The 17,689-nt window shown below is 59.6% G+C and carries 16 protein-coding genes; 5 read left to right on the top strand and 11 right to left on the bottom strand.

Features of this window, described 5'->3' with window-relative positions; translation table 11 throughout:
* Positions 1-39: 39 nt before the first annotated feature.
* From HX869_RS18350 to HX869_RS18330, 5 genes are all read right to left on the bottom strand, one after another.
* A complete protein-coding gene (locus tag HX869_RS18350; protein WP_008433281.1) occupies positions 40-1,863 on the bottom strand; it encodes an ABC transporter ATP-binding protein in 1,824 nt (607 codons plus the stop codon).
* Positions 1,864-1,874: 11 nt separating this feature from the next.
* A complete protein-coding gene (gene argH, locus HX869_RS18345; protein WP_023659030.1) occupies positions 1,875-3,380 on the bottom strand; it encodes an argininosuccinate lyase in 1,506 nt (501 codons plus the stop codon).
* A gap of 5 nt (positions 3,381-3,385) precedes the next feature.
* A complete protein-coding gene (locus HX869_RS18340) occupies positions 3,386-4,966 on the bottom strand; it encodes an ABC transporter substrate-binding protein (RefSeq protein WP_178903452.1) in 1,581 nt (526 codons plus the stop codon).
* 62 nt (positions 4,967-5,028) lie between these two features.
* Positions 5,029-5,892 (bottom strand): ABC transporter permease, encoded by an 864-nt coding sequence (locus tag HX869_RS18335; RefSeq protein WP_008433279.1) that lies wholly within the window; start codon positions 5,890-5,892, stop codon positions 5,029-5,031.
* A 7-nt stretch (positions 5,893-5,899) separates the two neighbouring features.
* A complete protein-coding gene (locus HX869_RS18330) occupies positions 5,900-6,820 on the bottom strand; it encodes an ABC transporter permease (protein WP_003207915.1) in 921 nt (306 codons plus the stop codon).
* A 196-nt stretch (positions 6,821-7,016) separates the two neighbouring features.
* On the opposite strand from HX869_RS18330, the gene HX869_RS18325 reads away from it, so the two are divergent.
* Complete coding sequence (locus HX869_RS18325) at positions 7,017-7,940, top strand: LysR substrate-binding domain-containing protein (RefSeq protein WP_087692926.1); 924 nt, start codon at positions 7,017-7,019, stop codon at positions 7,938-7,940.
* Between the two features lie 7 nt (positions 7,941-7,947).
* Here the strand turns inward: HX869_RS18325 and HX869_RS18320 are convergent, their stop codons facing one another.
* The 4 genes from HX869_RS18320 to HX869_RS18305 all read right to left on the bottom strand — a co-directional run bounded on the left by HX869_RS18320 (position 7,948) and on the right by HX869_RS18305 (position 11,701).
* A complete protein-coding gene (locus HX869_RS18320) occupies positions 7,948-8,940 on the bottom strand; it encodes an MBL fold metallo-hydrolase (RefSeq protein WP_178903451.1) in 993 nt (330 codons plus the stop codon).
* Positions 8,941-9,056: 116 nt separating this feature from the next.
* Complete coding sequence (locus HX869_RS18315) at positions 9,057-9,962, bottom strand: LysR family transcriptional regulator (RefSeq protein ID WP_003207910.1); 906 nt, start codon at positions 9,960-9,962, stop codon at positions 9,057-9,059.
* 22 nt (positions 9,963-9,984) lie between these two features.
* Positions 9,985-10,365 (bottom strand): type 1 fimbrial protein, encoded by a 381-nt coding sequence (locus tag HX869_RS18310; RefSeq protein ID WP_003207908.1) that lies wholly within the window; start codon positions 10,363-10,365, stop codon positions 9,985-9,987.
* 112 nt (positions 10,366-10,477) lie between these two features.
* Complete coding sequence (locus HX869_RS18305; protein WP_003207907.1) at positions 10,478-11,701, bottom strand: MFS transporter; 1,224 nt, start codon at positions 11,699-11,701, stop codon at positions 10,478-10,480.
* Between the two features lie 124 nt (positions 11,702-11,825).
* Between HX869_RS18305 and HX869_RS18300 the strand changes: the two genes are divergently transcribed.
* Positions 11,826-12,530 carry a TetR/AcrR family transcriptional regulator gene (locus HX869_RS18300; protein ID WP_087692927.1) on the top strand — a complete coding sequence of 235 codons (705 nt, stop codon included), beginning with the start codon at positions 11,826-11,828 and terminating at the stop codon, positions 12,528-12,530.
* Here the strand turns inward: HX869_RS18300 and HX869_RS18295 are convergent.
* Positions 12,433-13,356, bottom strand: coding sequence for a LysR family transcriptional regulator (locus HX869_RS18295; protein WP_008433275.1), 924 nt, complete (start codon positions 13,354-13,356; stop codon positions 12,433-12,435). The two genes, HX869_RS18300 and HX869_RS18295, sit on opposite strands and share 98 nt — an antisense overlap.
* 51 nt (positions 13,357-13,407) lie before the next feature.
* Positions 13,408-14,304, bottom strand: a complete 897-nt coding sequence (locus HX869_RS18290; RefSeq protein WP_008433274.1) for a LysR family transcriptional regulator — start codon at positions 14,302-14,304, stop codon at positions 13,408-13,410.
* Between the two features lie 117 nt (positions 14,305-14,421).
* Here HX869_RS18290 and HX869_RS18285 point away from each other — a divergent pair, with 117 nt between their 5' ends.
* The 3 genes from HX869_RS18285 to HX869_RS18275 all read left to right on the top strand — a co-directional run.
* Complete coding sequence (locus HX869_RS18285; RefSeq protein WP_134326042.1) at positions 14,422-15,087, top strand: RraA family protein; 666 nt, start codon at positions 14,422-14,424, stop codon at positions 15,085-15,087.
* An 11-nt stretch (positions 15,088-15,098) separates the two neighbouring features.
* Positions 15,099-16,307 carry a pyridoxal phosphate-dependent aminotransferase gene (locus HX869_RS18280; RefSeq protein ID WP_178903450.1) on the top strand — a complete coding sequence of 403 codons (1,209 nt, stop codon included), beginning with the start codon at positions 15,099-15,101 and terminating at the stop codon, positions 16,305-16,307.
* A gap of 91 nt (positions 16,308-16,398) precedes the next feature.
* Positions 16,399-17,689: cation:dicarboxylate symporter family transporter (locus tag HX869_RS18275; protein ID WP_178903449.1), on the top strand; the 1,291-nt coding region annotated here is incomplete at its 3' end.

Raw genomic sequence — 17,689 nt, 5'->3', positions numbered from 1 at the left:
CCCGCACAGGGCGGTGTGTCGACCTGTGATACCCGGCGCTCAAATTGCAACGAAGTGGCCCGCGGCGACCTCGCGGTAACTGATCGGCGGAGCCTTGTAGCCCACCTCGTAAATCCTGCTGGGCACGCTCTCCTCCATCAGGCTGAACGGCTTTCTGGGCACGTTCAGGTCCGCCGAGGGCACCGCGCTCAGCAACCTTTGGGTGTAAGGGTGCTGAGGCTGCTCGAACACTGACTGGCGTGGCCCGATCTCAACGATGCGTCCGTGGTACATCACCCCCACCCGGTGGCTGACCCGCTCGACCACCGCCAGGTCATGGGAAATAAACAGGAATGAAATGCCCATCTCGCGCTGCAGGTCCTGCAGGAGATTAATCACCTGGGCTTGAATGGACACGTCCAGCGCCGAGACGGCTTCATCGGCGATGATCAGCTTCGGAGACAGAGTCAGCGCCCGCGCGATGCAGATCCGCTGTCGCTGCCCACCCGAGAACTCGTGCGGATAGCGTTGTGCATGCTCCGCCGACAGCCCCACCTTCTCCAGCAATATTCGCACCTGCTTTCGTGCTTGCGCGCCATGTGCAATGCCATGAACATGCAGCGGCTCCAGCAGGCTGTTCTCGATCGTGAGACGCGGGTTCAGGGATGCATAGGGATCCTGGAAGACCATCTGGATATCGCGGCGCAGCGAGTTCATATCGCTCTTGTTCAACGTCGTAAGGTTCTTGCCACCGAAAACGATATTCCCGCCCTGTATCGGCATCAGCCCGGCAATCGCACGAGCGCTGGTGGATTTCCCGCACCCGGACTCGCCCACCAGGGCCAGCGTTTCACCTGAGTAGATATCAAAGTCGATGCCTTCGACGGCATGCACACGGCGCCGGACCTTCCCGAGGAGACCACCTTTGAGGTCGTATCGAATGGACAACGACTCGACTCTGAGCACCGGCGGACTCTGGTAGTCCGGGGCCACGCCAGGCGCAGGTTCTGCACCCGCTGCGACGTCATCATCGATCAAGGCAAATTTTGCGGGAAGTTGAGTGCCACGCATTGAGCCGATTTTTGGAACAGCCGCCAGCAATGCCCGGGTGTAGGGCTGCCTGGGCTCCTGCAGCACTGCCCTTGCCGGACCTTGCTCAACGGTCTCGCCTTTCTTCATCACCATCACATGGTCTGCGACTTCCGCCACCACGCCCATATCGTGGGTGATAAAGATCACACCCATGGCCAGGCTATCTTGCAGCTCCTTGATAATCCGCAGGATCTGCGCCTGCACCGTCACATCCAACGCTGTGGTCGGCTCGTCGGCGATCAGCAGTGTGGGCTCGCAGACCAGCGACATCGCAATCATGATCCGTTGGCGCATGCCGCCGGAAAGCTCATGGGGAAACCGGTTCATGACCTGCTTCGCATCCGGAATACGCACCAGGTCCAGCATGCGTAATGCCTGGGCTTCGGCTTGCGCACGGCTGCACCGCTGATGCAGCAAGATGCCTTCGATGAGTTGCGCGCTGATCTTGAAGACCGGATTCAGCGAAGTCATGGGCTCCTGAAAGATCATCGACATGGACGAGCCCCGCAGTGTGCGCATGACAGACTCGGGCGCCGCCACCAGGTCGACAATCTGGTTATTCCTGGTTTGCAGCTCCATCGAGCCCGAAAGCACCCGTCCGCCGGCGCGCTTGATCAGGCCCATCATCGCCATTGAGGTGACGGATTTGCCGGAGCCGGACTCACCCACGATCGCCAGCGTCTGACCGCGCATCACCTCGAAGGACACATCGCGCACCACCGGCGTCTCGCGCCCTCTGGTGCCGAAGCCGACACTCAGGTTTTTCACCCGGGCTACCAAATTCTCGTTCATGGGGCGCTCCTTTAATCGACGATCGCCGAGATGGCCGCGTCAAGGTCGGCACGGGATTGATCGACCTTGCGCCGGCTCTGCGCAACCCACTCACGGTCCTGCTCCAGTTCGTTCTGGGCGATCGACAATAATCGCCGGACCTCGTCCGGGCCGACGCCGCCCGCGGAAGTGCGGGTCTCGACAAAACGGCGCGGGTTCAAAGCATCGCGGACCTGGGCATCCGAGTAGCCCAGGGTTGAGCCGACAGTTTCCACGCTGGCTTGATCCAGTGCGGCGCCGGTCACCCCGGCAGGAGCCACGCCCTCGTACAGACAGTTACGCACCAGGCGGGCCACGATGTGGTGGACCTGGCGGAAAGAGATGCCCCGGTCCCGAACGATCACATCGGCGAGGTTGCTGGCGGTGCACCAACTCCCGGAGAGCAGGGCTGTCATCCGGTCCTCATGCACCACCAGGGTTTCAATGATGCCGGTAAACAGGTCCAGCATGCCTTCGGTGGTGGCCAGCGCATCATGGATCAACGGCAGGTCGCGCATCGCCTGGTCGCCGGTACCTTCGGACCGGAAAGTGGCCAGGGCCGTGCTGAGCCAGGTCACCGATCCACCTGCAGCTTTCTTGATGGTTTCCAAGCCGCTGGGGTTTTTCTTCTGCGGGAAAATACTGCTGGTGCCGCAATAGCCGTCGTGGCTTTCCACCGTTCCAAATTCGACGCTCGACCAGATATGCAGGTCGGTTGCCAGGTCGTTCAGGTCGGCCATGACAAAGGACAATGCGCCAATCGTCTCTGCTGCGTACCATGCTTCGCGGCCCAGCTTGGAGTTTTCTACCAGGCTGTCGAACCCCAACAGGTGCGTGGTGCGCCCACGGTCCAGCGGCCAGGACGTGCCGGCCAGGCCGACGGCACCAAGGGGGTTGCGATTGACCCGGGTGTAAGCGTGCATCAAGCGGCTGAAGCTGTCGTGCAGCCTCGACGTAAAACTCAAAAGGTAGTGGCCGAACACCCAGGGCTGGGCATGCTGCATATGGGTGTAGCCGGGCATGATGGTGCCCGAATGCGTGGAGGCCTTCTGAATCAACGCCACCTGGAACTCATTGATACGGTCCAGCACCGCCAGGATGCGCTTGCGGTCGTACAGGCGGCGTACCGTTGCCCCTTGGTCTATCCGGCTGCGGCCGGTGTGCATCTGCCCGGCCGAGTCTTCGCCGATCCGGGAGAAAAGGTACGATTCAACCTGAAGCAGGAAGCTGCCTTTCTTTACATCAAACGGGAAGTCGGCGGGAACCATGTCCCGAATCAACCGCAGCTCCGCGAGGATGGCTTGCCCGACCGACACAGAAAGAATCTGCTGTTCAACCAGCATCACGGTGTGCGCCAGGTCCACTTCGACAAACTCGTGAAACTGACGTTTCTCGGTCTCAAGTGCCGGAATATCATGGTACTTGACCATGCGTTCAGCGGGAGGAGCACTCAGGCGAGCGTCGGTTAACAGTGTTTCGTTGGCATGTAAATTCGACATTTAAATCACCGCTCAATAAGTTCTACATTCGTCAAATCGATGGTCCCTTCATAATCGACATCCAGGCCATTCAACGCTTTACGCACACCAATTATTTGCTCCTGGTCAAACAGCGGCAGATTGTCCGGGTCTTGTTCCCATAGAATCTGCTGAATCTGGCCGTAATAGGACATGCGTGTTTTTTCATCCAGTTCACGCGAGGCCAACTGAAGTAATTTGTCTACCTGAGGGTTGCTGTAACCCGTGAGATTCTGCGGGTCGCCGTTGGACAACTTTCGACGCAAACGAATATCCGCGTCAGATATGCCCGTTCCCAGTAACCACATGTTTGCGTCATTGCTACCTTTGCCCGTGCCCTTGCCCGGCTCGGGGCGATACAAGTTCTTTTGATACGTTGCCCATTCCCATACCTTAAACTCGGTCTTCAGCCCCACGGCGTTAAGATAGCCTTGGACAACTTCCGAGACCTGGCGATCTTTGGTATAGCGTCCCGCCGGGGTCCATATAACTACGGTGCCTGGATAACCGCCTGGATATACCTCGTTAATTATTTTTCTTGCCGCATCAGGGTCGTACTTCACCGGAGGGAATTCACGTCGGGCTTGCGTACCCTCCGGAAATGGGCCAGTGGGTACTTTTCCATATCCCAACAACACTTTGTCGACCAATGCCTGGCGATCAATCGCCATACTCACCGCCCTCCGTATGCGCGGGTCATCAAAGGGCGGTTTGGTCAGGTTCATTTCAAAGAACACCTGGAATGTGCTGGGTACCCGCAGCAAGGTGGATTTATTCAGTTCCTTTAATTCAATAGCCGCCTCGGGCGATAAATTTGCCGCGATATCCGCATTGTTCGTTCGCAGCTCTATGACTCGGGAAGAATCTTCCCTGACCGGACGGAACACGATGGTTTCCGGTTTTGCCGTTGTTCCATAAAAAGCGTTGTTCTTATGAATAACGGCCTGGTCGTTGGGTATCCAACTATCAAATACGTAGGGCCCGGTACCGACGGGATGGTGCCCATAAGCCCGTCCATATTTAACGACAGCGGCCGGACTGCTGATTGACGAAGATTCTTTTGCCAGTAACTCCAACATTGTGGGTGACGGATTTTTTGTGGTGATGCGTAACTCATTCGGCGCTAGCGCATCCACCGAAGCTATATCCGCATAGTAGGACCGGTGCGGAGAACCGAGCTTGGGGTTCATGATTCGGTCCAGGTTAAACTTCACCGCTGCAGCATCAAACGCCGTGCCGTCATGAAAGGTAATTCCCGGTTTCAGGATAAAAATCCATTGCCGTCCATCCTCGGACCTTGACCATGACTGCGCCAAATCAGCTACAAACGTGTTATGCCCGTGACCGTCCCATGCGACCAACCGATTAAACAGGTGATTAATCACGTTATAGGAAGGCACACTGCGCGAAATCGCTGGGTCCAGGGTATCGATATCAGCGCCTTGAACGAATGTCAGCTTCTTCAGGTCTTTGGCGTTGGCAACAAACGATAGGCCCGCCGACAGTCCAAGGATGCCGACAACAGCGAAACTCCGTATCAATACTTCCAGGCAATTCAGACGCCGCATAATCTTTCTCGCTTGATAATTCTGGTGGACACACAGGGCGTGTTTAACCGCGCCGAACTCATTTATGCGTTACGTGATTTCGGGTCGATGTAGTCTCGCAACGCATCCCCCACAATGTTGAAACTCAATATGGTCAAAACCAGTGCAAATCCGGGCGCAATCAATACGTAGGGATGGGTGGTCAATAACGGCCGCGACTCGGCAATCATCGAGCCCCACTCCGGGGTGGGCGGCGGCGGGCCAAGCCCCAGAAAGCTGAGCCCGGAACCAATGAGGATTGCTTCAGCCAGCGAGACGGTGGCCTGGATAATGACCAGCGAACCGATATTCGGCAGGATATGTATCAGCAGCAGCCGCAGATCGCTGACGCCAATCGACTTGGAGGCCAATACAAACTCGCGGTTTCTCAATGCCATGACCGGCCCGGCAAAGAAACGCACGTAAATCGGGATCGTTGAAATGGCGATGGCCAGTGTCAGGCTTACTATGCTGTTGCCCGCCACCGTGATGACCAGAATGGCAACCAGTGTCCGGGGAAATGCAATCATCGAGTCCATGACCCGCATCACCACCCCGGCGATGGCGCCGTTGTAATAGCCACACGCCGCACCTAAAGCGATGCCAATGACCATCGCAATGCTGACACTTGAAACTGCGACGGTGAGCGTAATTCGTGCCCCCCACACGACTCGACCCAACAAGTCACGGCCCAATTGGTCCGTGCCGAGCCAGGAACTTGCACCGGGCTCGACAAGGGACGTTGATAAGTTGATCTTGGTGACCGAATCCCAATCAAACAACAAAGGGGCAGCTATCGCCGCAGCAACCATCACCAGGATCACGATCAATGAAGCAAACGCGAACCAGCGCTTATTGGAAATAAGGAAACTGACAAAGCCCAACCGATATTTTTTCGGAAGTTTCATATCGGCCTCAGTTGTAAGTGACGCGAGGGTCGAGGACGCCATAAACCAAATCCACCATTAAGTTGATAATTACCACCACCGCGGCAAACACAAGAACTGTGCCTTGGACGACATAAATATCCCGAGCCATGATTGCATCAATCAAGAGCCGCCCCATTCCCGGCCAGGCAAATACTGTCTCGACAATAACCGCGCCACCCAGTAACCGGCCGAAGTCCATACCGAATACTGTCACCAATGGAATGGCCGCATTGGAAAGTGCATGCTTGAGTACTACCTTGTAACTCGGTACACCTTTCGCATAGGCAGTACGAATATAATCTTCCCTCAGCACATCCATCATGGTGGATCGGGCCAGCCGTGAAAAAGTTGCAACATACGGCAAACCAAGTGTCAAGGCCGGTAATATCAGGTGTTGCAGCCCGCCTCTGCCGGTCGGCGGCAACCATCCGAGGTTGGCTGAAAAGATCAGCATCAATATCAGTCCCAGAAAGAAGCCAGGCATTGATATGCCCAGAACTGCAACGGTGGTCAGCGAACTATCAAGGAAGCCTCTGGGCTTCAAAGCGGCCGCAATACCGAGGGGAACGCCAATGATGACGGCAAGCAACATTCCGGCAGCGGTCAGTTCAATCGTGGCGGGAAGAGTTCTGGCTATACCTTCGAGCACGGGCGTGAATGTCTGGAATGACTCGCCAAAATCACCCACGACAACTTTCCTGACATAAATAAGGTATTGATTGATTAGCGGCTTATCCAATCCGTAGTTTTGCCTTATTTGCGCAACATCTTCCGCTGTTGCATCCGGACCTGCTGCCAGCTGCGCAGGATCTCCCGGAATAAAGTGCATGACCAGGAAGACCACAATGGAGACTCCCAGCAGCATCGGAAGCAGAAGTAACAACCTGCGGACGGTATAATTCAGCACGCGCTATCCTCTTTTTTATTTTTACTTAAGCGGCACCCGATATTAATAACGGGAACTGCTTTTCTTTGGTAAAACCACGCAACTAAATCATCGCGCCGTTACATGCTTATAGCAAACCGGTAACAGGTTGGACGCACATAACAAAATGTTATACGCTCGCAAAAATGCGCCCTCCAACATTCGATCGAGAGCCACAATGAAACTCAATCCTCGCCAATTGGAAGCTTTCAGGGCGGTCATGCTCACCGGAAGCATGACTATCGCCGCCGAGGCACTTCAGGTCAGTCAACCGGCCATCAGCCGGCTCATCCGCGACCTCGAAATTGTCCTTTCCCTTCGACTGTTTCGCCGTGAAGGCAATCGCCTCATTCCCGGGGCGGAAGCACAGGTGTTGTACGCGGAGGTGGACAAGTTTTATCAAGGCATAGAACGCATCGAGCGGGTTGCAGAGGACCTTGTGACGCTGCGCACCGGCACATTGAGGATCAGTTCAATGAGCACGCTGGGGCTCAGTGTGGTGGCTGAGGGGGTATGCCGATTCGCGCGAAAGCACCCCGAGGTCAGAACCTCGTTGGATGTGCGCAACTCGGTGGGCATCCTGGAACTGACGTCTGCCAACCAGATCGATATTGGTTTTGTGCAGATTCCTTCAGGGGAATATCCCGGGATCCAGGTGATCAACCTGCCACCCATCAGCGCGGTGTGCGTGATGCCGGCCAACGATATGTTGGCCACCAAAGACGTGGTGACCCTGGAGGATTTGCACGGGCGACGCCTGATTACCCTGAACGCCAACAATCCTTTGCAGCGACGCATCACATCAGCCATGGAGGCTCGGGGTGTTGCAGGCGTCTCCAGCGTTGAAACCACCGCCGCGCACTCCGCCTGCGGAATGGTGTCCGGGGGGCTCGGCATCACCGTGTGTGATCCATTCACCGCCTCCTACTCGAAATACCCGGGCCTTACGTTCAGACCGCTGGACCAGGACATACCCTTCGAGGTTTCGATGGTATTTCCGGGTCACCAGCAGCGCTCCAAGCTCGCCTCGGATTTCATGCAGGTCATGGAAGGTATCTTCAGGTCGGAGTTTATTTCCATGATTCCCCGTGAAGCGTACTAATCGCGAGTCACTTCAGTTCGGTTGAGTAATTCAGCGGCACCCATTGCCACGCGGCGCCCTGACCACGCAAATGCCCCAGGCCGGGAAACGAGAGGTGCGCCGCGCCGACCAGCGCGCCCTCTTTCGCAGCCAGGCTGAACACGGTCTCGCGGGCCGTGGTGGCGGCTTTCTTGTCCGTATCAAACTCGATAGTCACCGACGGGTCGGCAAACTGCACGGCACCGGCGTGGATCAGATCACCGGCGACAATCATCTTCTGGCCTTTGCTCTCAACCAGGTAGCTGGTGTGCCCCAGGGTATGGCCATAGCTGGACAGCGCCTTGAACCCCGGCAGGATCTCCCCGCTGCCCTGGAAAGGCTGGAACTTTCCAAGCGCGATATACGGGTTCAAGGAAGCCATTGCACCCTTCGCGAACTCGGGTACGAAGCTGTTGGCGTCGGCCGAGGCAGGCTCCAGCCTCGCCGGCGAGAGCCAGTAATCGGCGTCACGCTTGTCGGCGTGTACCGTGGCGTTCGGAAACACCATCACCCCTTCGGCAACCAGCCCACCCACGTGGTCCGGGTGCATGTGCGTGAGAAGGATGTCATCGACCTGCTCCGGCTTGTAGCCGGCTGCCTGCAGGTTGGCCGCGAGCTTGCCCAGGGTCGACCCGAAGAGCGCACCAGCGCCGGTATCGATCAGGATGAGCCGAGTGCCGGTATTGACGAGATACGCGTTCGTCGAGGTCTCGGTGGGCACCCCGAGGAACGCCTTGCGCAGTGCGGTAGTGGTCTTGGCAGCCGGCTCATTCAGCAATTTGTCGAACGGTGCATCGATGGTGCCGTCACTCAGCGCGGTGACCTCGAAATCTCCAAGCATCGTGCGATAGTAACCAGGGGCCTGGGTTTTGACTTGGGGCGCGGCGGCAACTGCCACCGCCGGTGCCGCGATGGCTCCCAGTGCCAGGGCAGCAGCAAGGGCCGTGTAATTCAACACGCGGGTAAATGTCAGCTTGGTCATGGTGCAGCTCTCCAGTTGGAATCGGCGGCATCCTATTCAAGCGTTTTTTATAGTTGAAATCGAAACTCCGCATGCCAGGTATGTGTGGCGTAGATACCTGCCAGGGCCTGATGTCGTCAGGAAAGCACGCAGAGCTTGAGTTGTTCGCGCAACCAGAGATGTGCCAGGTCCTTGTCGAACCGTGGATGCCAGGCAGAGAACAAACTGAAGTCGCGCACCTCGAGGGGCAGAGCAAGGGCCGCCAGCGAGCGCTCATAACGGCTCAGGAAACGGGACGGAAGCACACTTACACAGTCGCTGTTCTGCAGCAGCAATGGAACGATGCTGTAGTAAGGCACCGACACCGCGACACGGCGCGCACGCCCCTTCTGCGCGAGCACATCATCAATAAAACCGTGAAAGCTGTTCACGGCACCCGACACCACCACATGCTCCAGGCCCAGGTATTCCTCCAGCGTTGGTGGCGCGGATCCGCGAGGGTGATCGGCGCGCTGGGCCATCTTGAATTCTTCCTGCAGCAGCAACTCGTGCGACAGGTTCCCGATACGGCTGTGTGATACCAGCGCGACGTCAATCTCGCCGCTTTCCAACTGATCGCCAAGCAACACCTGGTCGATCGCACGTATCGAAACCCGGATGCCCCCAGGACTCGCAGCCTGCACAAGCTGCACCAGCCGGGGCGCGACGATCGCAGCGGCGTTATCGTTCGCGCCAATCACAAAGGTCCGGTCCGACTTGGCAGGATCAAAGCATGGAAGGTCACCGACCACCGTCCCCAGTACCTGCAACGCCTGGCGCAACGGCTGACGCAAATGTTCGGCACGTGCTGTCAGCACCATGCCTTTTCCGGACTGAGCAGGCATCAATAAAGGGTCGCCGAACAGGTCACGCAACCGCGACAACTGCGCGGATAACGCCGACTGCGTCAGGTTGAGCTTCGCCGCCGCCCGCGTGACGTTCCTCTCCTCAAGCAAGACGCTGAGGGAAGTCAGGAGCGCGAGGTTGTGTCCAGTCAGGTTCATCGGGTTGATCCACTGCCATCTCTCAAGGTGACGTTAATGTAATCAGATACTGCCCCGACGTCACAGGCCTCCCTTGGCCATCCACCAACGCATATTGCTGCTGGTAATAGCGGTCTCCCCGGCCACTGTCGGCGACCAGCTTCACGTTCACGGCGCTGTGGTCGAGGGCCGTGACCGAGCCCACCGGTTGCACACTGCGCACGCTGATGGCGCTGCCGCGTGCGGACGTAGGGCAATTGTTGAGTTTCATCCCGTTGGCCACGGCGAGCGGTGTGCAAGACGCTTCGACGATGCTGCCGTGAAACGAGATGACTCCCTGCCCCACCGGGCTCGCGGCCATGCAGGCACCGGACAGGCTGAACAACAGGCCAACATGGATTGCAGACATTCTCTTGATGCGCATGCCGATACTCCCGGGGGTGATAAAGCCTATGCCCCGGGATATCGGCCGAGCAGCAGGATATTTTAAGATTTGTCTGATGTTAGAAGCGGTTTTTCCAAAGACTTTGGAAATATCAGTGCCCGCCAACCACAGGTTTACCGTGGGCCCGGTGCCCCGGCTTGAAGCCATGGAGTCGCGCGCACCACACAATCGCGAAGCCCACCGCCAGCAACACCAACATTGCCCAGGGGAAAGACGCCACGCCCCAGGTATCCAGCAACACGCCACCCACCACGCCGCTTCCGGCAATCGCGCTGTTCCAGGCCACCACGTTCAGCGACAGTGCCACGTCCGCTCCATCGCCTGCCGCATCCGCCAGTGCGGTTTGCAGCAACGTCGCAGCGCCGCCAAAACTCAAGCCCCAGACCGCCACGCCGAGGTAAATAACGCCCGGCACTTGCGCGAGAAAACCGAACGCCAGGCACGTCGCCGCAAAGCCCGCCAGGCTGACCAGCACCGTCTTGCGCAACGCCACATCCACCAACCGGGCAGTGACCCAAATCCCGAGCAGCGCCGCTATACCAAACACCAACAACACCAGATCCACACGGTCCACCAAGCCCGCCGGGGCCACAAACGGCGCGATGTAGGTATAGAGAATGTTATGGGCGAGCATCCATGAGATCACCACCGCCAGCACTGGCCGCACACCCGGCGTGGTCAGCACCTTGCGCAACGGCATGCGCTGATGGGCCGACTGGCCGGGATAATCCGGCACTTTCACCAGTACCCAGACAATCAACACCAGGGTCAGTGCCGACATGATCCCGAACGTGGTGCGCCAGCCCACCAGCCCACCCAGCCAGGTGCCCAGCGGTACGCCAAGTGACAGGGCAATCGGCGTTCCTACCATGGCCAGCGCCAACGCCTTGCCCTGCTGATGTGGCTCAACCATGCGCCGCGCATAGCCGGCCAACAAACTCCAGGCCAGCCCCGCTGCCATCCCCGCAAGGAATCGCGCCAGCAGCGTCAGCCCGTAGTGGGACGACAGCGCGGTGATCGAATTGAACAGCAGAAAACCGACGATGGTCAGCAGCAGCACATTGCGCCGCCGCCAGCCGCGAGTCGCGATGGTCAGCGGGATCACCGCCAGCACCGAGCCCAGCGCATACGCGGTGACCATCTGCCCGGCCATGGACGCTGAAACTCCCAGCCCATCGCTGATCAGCGGCAACAGGCCCGCCGGCAGGGTTTCGGTGACGATGCAGATGAAACCGGTCATGGCCAGGGCGAGCAAGGCGCCGACGGGCAAGCGGTCGGGAACGGCGTCTGCCGATAAGGTGGTTGAGGGGGTCACAGGGAAACTCCTTGAGCGAGAGGACTTAAATACCGATCGATATAAATGTTGGGCGACCCACGCAGCGTTGTCAACGACTTATGTATCGACTAGTATTTATCTCATCACCCGAGAGGATTTCCACATGGCACAGATGGGCCGCCCCCGCACCTTCGACCGCGATCAGGCCGTGGAACAGGCCATGCACCTGTTCTGGCAGCACGGTTACGACGCGACGTCCCTGAGCCAGTTGAAAGCCGGATTGGGCGGCGGCATCTCCGCGCCGAGTTTCTACGCGGCGTTCGGCTCCAAGGACGCGCTGTTCCAGGAGTGCGTGCAGCGTTATCTGGCGACGTTCGCCCAGGTCACCGAATGCCTCTGGGATGACAGCCTGCCACCGCGCCAGGCCATCGAGACGGCGTTGCGCCAATCGGCACGCATGCAGTGTGAAGAGGGGCATCCCAAAGGCTGCATGGTAGCCCTGGGCGTGATGAGCGCGCCCTCCCCCGAGAACGCACAAGTCACCCATGGGCTGACCCATTCGCGAGAGCGCACACGGGCGGGCATCGTGCATTGTGTCGAGCGCGGCATCCGCGCAGGCCAGTTACCGGCCGAGACCAATGCACGTGCCATGGCCACGGTCTACGACAGTTTTCTGCAAGGCGTGTCGATCCTGGCCCGGGATGGCGTCGACGCTGATGCCATCGATACTGCCATTGGCCAACTGATGCTGACCTGGGACTTATCCGCCGCTACAGCGCCGCCCATTCGGCGCGATGCTCCAGCAGAAAATCCACAAACGCCCGCACCCGATGGGGCACATAGCGGCCATGGGGATACAGCAAGGTAAACGGCCGTGAGCGCCCGCCGTAAGGCTGCAAGACCTCCACCAGGCTGCCGTTGGCCAATTCCTCCTCGACGATGAACTTGTAGGTCTGGAATAACCCCGCGCCGTGCTTGGCCAGGGTTACGCCACCCAGCACGTCGTCAGAGCAGCTGTAGCCTGCTTCCCCGGCAAATTCCCGCTCCTTGCCATCCACCTGGAACAGCCAGGAAATGCGCCGCCCGTTGCTCGGCAATTCGTACTGGATGCACTCATGGTTCGGCAAATCCTCCAGGGCCTGGGGCGTGCCGGCACGCTTCAGGTATGACGGCGTCGCGACCACCACCAGCCTGGCGTCTTCCAGCAACCGCGCAATCAGCGTCGAGTCCGGCTGGGCCCGCACGCGAATGGCCAGGTCATAACCTTCGGCGACGAAATCGATGTTGCGGTTGCTGATGTGGATATCCACGCTGACTTGCGGGTATAGCGCACGGAATTTCGGCAGCAGCGGCAGGATCCGGTGATGGCCGTAGGTGGTCGGGATGCTGATGCGCAACAGCCCGGACGGCACCGATTGCGCGCCCATCATTTCCTGCTGGGCTTCCACCAGTTGCGTCAGCGCCTGGCGGCATTGCTCGAAAAATGTCCGGCCGCCATCGGTCAGGCGGATGCTGCGGGTGGTGCGCACAAACAGCCGGGAGCCCAGGCGCTCTTCCAACCGCGAGATACTGCGGCTCACCGCCGCCGGGGTCACGCCTGCCACCTGGGCGGCGGCGGTAAAGCTGCTGGCCTCGGCGGCCAGGCAGAACAGCTCGATGCTGCCCAGCTGCAAATCTTCGAAATGGCGTTTCATGATGGATTACACCGGATAGGTCTTTAAGGACTCGCTCACTGCTTCGAAAAACTAAAACAACAACCGCGAAAAATCACAACACTGCACCGCCAACTGCGCCACATTCTGGTTCAAGCCAAACTGCCGATCCCCGCGATGCAACGCCACATACCCAACCCTCGGTAGTGCCGGTTCCGTCACCAGCGCGCGCAGCTCCCCGCGCTCGATCAAATGCGACAAACACCCCTTGGGCAAATAACTCACCCCCACCCCCGACAGCGCCAGCCCGACCTGCACCAACAGGTTATGACTGGTCAACTTGCGCGGCATCTGCACAGCATGCGCTGCCAACCAGCGCTCATAAATCAGCCCCGTCCCCGAGTGCGACCCCTGGGTCAACACCGTATACCCGGCCAATGCCTCAAGCCCCACCGGATCAGCCTCGCTGACCAACCCCGGTGCGCACATCCAGGCGTTTTCCACACTGCCCAGCGGCGTACTCAGGAAGCGCGAATCACTGTAGGCATCAGGCACGATCACCAGGTCCAGCTCATCACTCTCCAGTTTGCGAAACAGCTCACTGCTCAACTCCACCGACGGCTCGATCTGCACCTTGGGATAGGCCTCGCGCAACGCCTCCACCAGCGCCGGCAACCAGGTGAAAGCCGTCAATTCCGTCACCCCCAGGCGAAACCTGCGCACCAGCACTTCACGGGTGCTGACCCGCTCCAGCATGTAGTCACGACGCTCCAGCAGGTCCTTGGCGTAGTCGAGCAACTCGGCGCCCTTTTCCGTCAACCGCGCATTGCGTTTGCTGCGGTCGAAAATCTCCACATCGAAGGTTTCTTCCAACTCCTGGATGCGCTTGGAAATCGCCGACTGCGACATGTTCAGCTTGTTCGCCGCGGCCTCGAAACTGCCCAGCTCGGCAATCCAGTACAACGCGTCGATTTGCTTGAACGTGATCATCGGCCACCTCCCATGAGAAAAATCGATCCTATCAGATAATAAAATATCGCTAAAACTGTATGTTCATCACTCCTAAGATCTAGCCACAGACCCATAAGATCAATCGGAGTTACAGCCATGTCCTTGCCCGGTTCCCGCATCCTCCCCAACCCGCCGCTGGCTTCTGCCGAAGTGCTCGAAGCCTTCACTCACGTGGTCACCCCGCACATCAGCGACAACCTCGGCCGGCACATCGGCGCCCGTGGGCTGAACCGCTACAACCGCACCGGCAAGCTGGTGGGCACCGCGCTCACGGTGAAAACCCGCCCCGGCGACAACCTGCTGATCTACAAGGCCTTGAGCATGCTGGAGCCGGGCCACGTGCTGGTGGTGGACGCCCAGGGCGATACCAACAACGCGGTGATCGGCGAACTGGTCAAGCTCTACGCCCAGCAACGCGGCTGCGTGGGGTTTGTGATTGACGGGGCGATTCGCGATGTCGCGAGCTTCGAGGACACCCCTTGCTACGCCCGCAGCGTGGTGCATTGCGGCCCCTACAAGACCGGCCCGGGCGAGGTGAATGTGCCGGTGTCCATCGGCGGCATGCTGATCAACCCGGGGGATGTGCTGGTGGGTGACGAAGACGGCCTGGTCGCCTTCTCCCAGGCCGACGCCGCCGAAGTGCTGCGTAAGGCCGCGCAACACGCGGCCCACGAAGAGCAAGTCAAAGCCGAAATCGCCAGCGGTGCGGTGCGCCAGAGCTGGATCGACAAGGTGTTGCAACAGGCCGGCCTGGCAGGCTGAGGGGAGTCATCATGAGCACTGCCTTTCTGTCCGACCGGGTGCTGGGCATCGCGCCCTCCCCGAGCATCGCCGCCAATGCACTGGTCAGCGAACTGCGCGCCCAGGGCCGGGACATCGTCAACTTCACCGTGGGCGAGCCGGACTTCGATACACCCGCGCATATCCTCGAAGCAGCCAGCGCCGCGATGCACCGTGGCGACACCCACTACACCGCCACCAGCGGCACCCTCGCCCTGCGCCAGGCGATCTGCCTCAAGCTCAAGCGCGATAACCAGCTGGACTATGGGCTGGACGAAGTGATTGCCGGGTGCGGTGGCAAGCACATCATTTATCACGCCCTGGCGGCGACCCTGAATCGCGGCGACGAAGTCATCGTGCACACGCCGTATTGGGTGTCGTACCCGGACATCGCACGGCTGAATGACGCGACGCCGGTGATCATTCCCGGCGACGAGTCACTGGGGTTCAAACTGTCGCCTCAGGCCCTGGAACAAGCGATCACCCCGCGCAGTAAATGGGTGATCCTCAACAGCCCGAACAACCCCAGCGGCGCGGTGTACAACGAGGCCGAACTGCTGGCCCTGGCCGCGGTGCTGCGGCGCCATCCCCATGTGCTGATCATGGCGGACGAGATCTACGAGCATTTCGTCTACGACGATGCCCGCCACGTTTCCCTGACCCGACTCGCACCGGACCTGAAGCCGCGCACGCTGATCGTCAACGGCGCCTCCAAGGGCTACGCCATGACCGGCTGGCGCCTGGGTTTCGGTGCCGGTCCGGCCTGGTTGATCGCGGCCATTGCCAAGCTGCTCTCGCAAACCACCACCTGTCCCAGTTCCCTCAGCCAGGCTGCCGCAGTTGCCGCCTTCGCCGGCGACCAGGCGCCCATCGCCGGGATGCGCGAGGTGTACCAGCAACGCCGCGAACGCATGCTGGGCCTGCTCGAAGACATTCCCGGCGTGAGCTTCACGCCACCGGATGGCGCGTTCTACGTGTTCGCCAACGTCGCCGGGCTGATGGGCAAGACCACCGCCCAGGGCGAGCGGATCGACAGTGACACCCAACTGGCCGAGCACCTGCTGCGGGAACACGGCCTGGCCACCGTAAGCGGCGCGGCGTACGGCATGTCGCCGTATATCCGACTGTCTTTCGCCAGCTCGCTTGACGTGATTGAAGAAGGTTGCCGTCGCCTGAATGAAGCGTGCCATCGATTGCGCTGACGGATTCCCGCCCCACCCGGCGGCCAGGGATGGCCGCTCATTGACTGCCTAGAACAACACTCATAATCATTGATATAAATGAGGCATTCCCATGCACAAGCCCCGCATCGCGCTGGTCTGGCAAATCCTGATCGGCTTGCTCGCCGGCATCGCCATCGGCGCCCTGCTGCACCGTTTTCCCGAATCCCGGCCGTGGCTGGTGGACAACCTGCTGCAACCGGCGGGCGATATCTTTATCAAGCTGATGAAGATGATCGTCGTGCCCATCGTGTTTGCCTGCATGGTGGTGGGCATTGCCGGGCACGGTGACGGTAAATCCCTGGGACGCATCGGGGCCAAGTCCCTGGGCTATTTCTTCTGCATCACCACCCTGGCGATCATCGTCGGGCTGGTGATGGGCAACCTGCTCAAGCCGGGTGCCGGTACCGAACTGGCCAGCCTGCAAGCGAGTGCCGTGACCTTGCCCACCAGCAGCGCCGGCGGTGGCCACAGCCTGGGGCAGATCATTGTCGGGATCATTCCGGACAACGTCATCAACGCCATGGCCCAGGGCAGCCTGCTGTCGGTGCTGTTCTTCGCGGTGATGTTTGGCCTCGGGGTATCGCGCTTGCCGGCCGAGCGCAAGGACCCGGTGATTGCCCTGCTGCGCGGGGTGTCGGAGGCGATGTTCAAGGTCACGTCGATGATCATGGCCTATTCGCCCATCGGCGTGTTCGGGATGATCGCGGTGACCGTGGCCAACTTCGGTTTCAGCTCGCTGTTGCCGTTGGCCAAGCTGATCCTGGTCAGCTACGTGTCGATTGCATTCTTCGTGCTGGTGGTGCTCAACCTGGTGGCGCGGCTGTGGGGGATCAACCTGTTTGCGTTGATGCGACATATCAAGGATGAACTGATCCTGGCGTTCTCCACCGCCAGTTCGGCGGCGGTGATGCCGCAACTGATGAAGAAACTCGAAACCTACGGCGTGCCGCCTTCACTGGTGAGCTTTGTGGTGCCGGTGGGGTATTCGTTCAACCTGGACGGTGCGTCGCTGTTCCTGGGGATCGGCACGCTGTTTGTGGCGCAGCTGTATGGCATCGACCTGAGCCTTGGCGACCAGGCCCTGCTGGTGGTGACCATGGTACTGACATCCAAGGGCGCGGCCGGGGTGCCAGGGTTCATGTTCGTGATTCTGTCGGCGACCCTGGCGAGTGCGGGCTTGCCGTTGGAGGGCATCGCCTTCATCGCCGGGGTGTATCGCCTGATGGAAATGCCGACCACCGCGTTGAACGTGCTGGGCAATGCCCTGGCACCGCTGGTGATTGCCAAGTGGGAACGCCGTGAAGACACCGCTGAAACCTGTGGCGAGGGGGCTTGTCCCCCGTTGGGCTGCGCAGCAGCCC

Origin of the sequence: Pseudomonas sp. P7779 (assembly GCF_013386315.1) — a bacterium.
Classification (GTDB): domain Bacteria; phylum Pseudomonadota; class Gammaproteobacteria; order Pseudomonadales; family Pseudomonadaceae; genus Aquipseudomonas.
This window is presented reverse-complemented; position numbering and strand designations above follow the sequence as displayed.

Excerpts from the sequence above, each read along its gene's own strand:
- HX869_RS18350 (WP_008433281.1), bottom strand. The coding sequence starts at position 1,863 with ATGAACGAGAATTTGGTAGCCCGGGTGAAAAACCTGAGTGTCGGCTTC.
- argH (WP_023659030.1), bottom strand. The coding sequence starts at position 3,380 with ATGTCGAATTTACATGCCAACGAAACACTGTTAACCGACGCTCGCCTG.
- HX869_RS18340 (WP_178903452.1), bottom strand. The coding sequence starts at position 4,966 with ATGCGGCGTCTGAATTGCCTGGAAGTATTGATACGGAGTTTCGCTGTT.
- HX869_RS18335 (WP_008433279.1), bottom strand. The coding sequence starts at position 5,892 with ATGAAACTTCCGAAAAAATATCGGTTGGGCTTTGTCAGTTTCCTTATT.
- HX869_RS18325 (WP_087692926.1), top strand. The coding sequence starts at position 7,017 with ATGAAACTCAATCCTCGCCAATTGGAAGCTTTCAGGGCGGTCATGCTC.
- HX869_RS18320 (WP_178903451.1), bottom strand. The coding sequence starts at position 8,940 with ATGACCAAGCTGACATTTACCCGCGTGTTGAATTACACGGCCCTTGCT.
- HX869_RS18315 (WP_003207910.1), bottom strand. The coding sequence starts at position 9,962 with ATGAACCTGACTGGACACAACCTCGCGCTCCTGACTTCCCTCAGCGTC.
- HX869_RS18310 (WP_003207908.1), bottom strand. The coding sequence starts at position 10,365 with ATGCGCATCAAGAGAATGTCTGCAATCCATGTTGGCCTGTTGTTCAGC.
- HX869_RS18300 (WP_087692927.1), top strand. The coding sequence starts at position 11,826 with ATGGCACAGATGGGCCGCCCCCGCACCTTCGACCGCGATCAGGCCGTG.
- HX869_RS18295 (WP_008433275.1), bottom strand. The coding sequence starts at position 13,356 with ATGAAACGCCATTTCGAAGATTTGCAGCTGGGCAGCATCGAGCTGTTC.
- HX869_RS18290 (WP_008433274.1), bottom strand. The coding sequence starts at position 14,304 with ATGATCACGTTCAAGCAAATCGACGCGTTGTACTGGATTGCCGAGCTG.
- HX869_RS18285 (WP_134326042.1), top strand. The coding sequence starts at position 14,422 with ATGTCCTTGCCCGGTTCCCGCATCCTCCCCAACCCGCCGCTGGCTTCT.
- HX869_RS18280 (WP_178903450.1), top strand. The coding sequence starts at position 15,099 with ATGAGCACTGCCTTTCTGTCCGACCGGGTGCTGGGCATCGCGCCCTCC.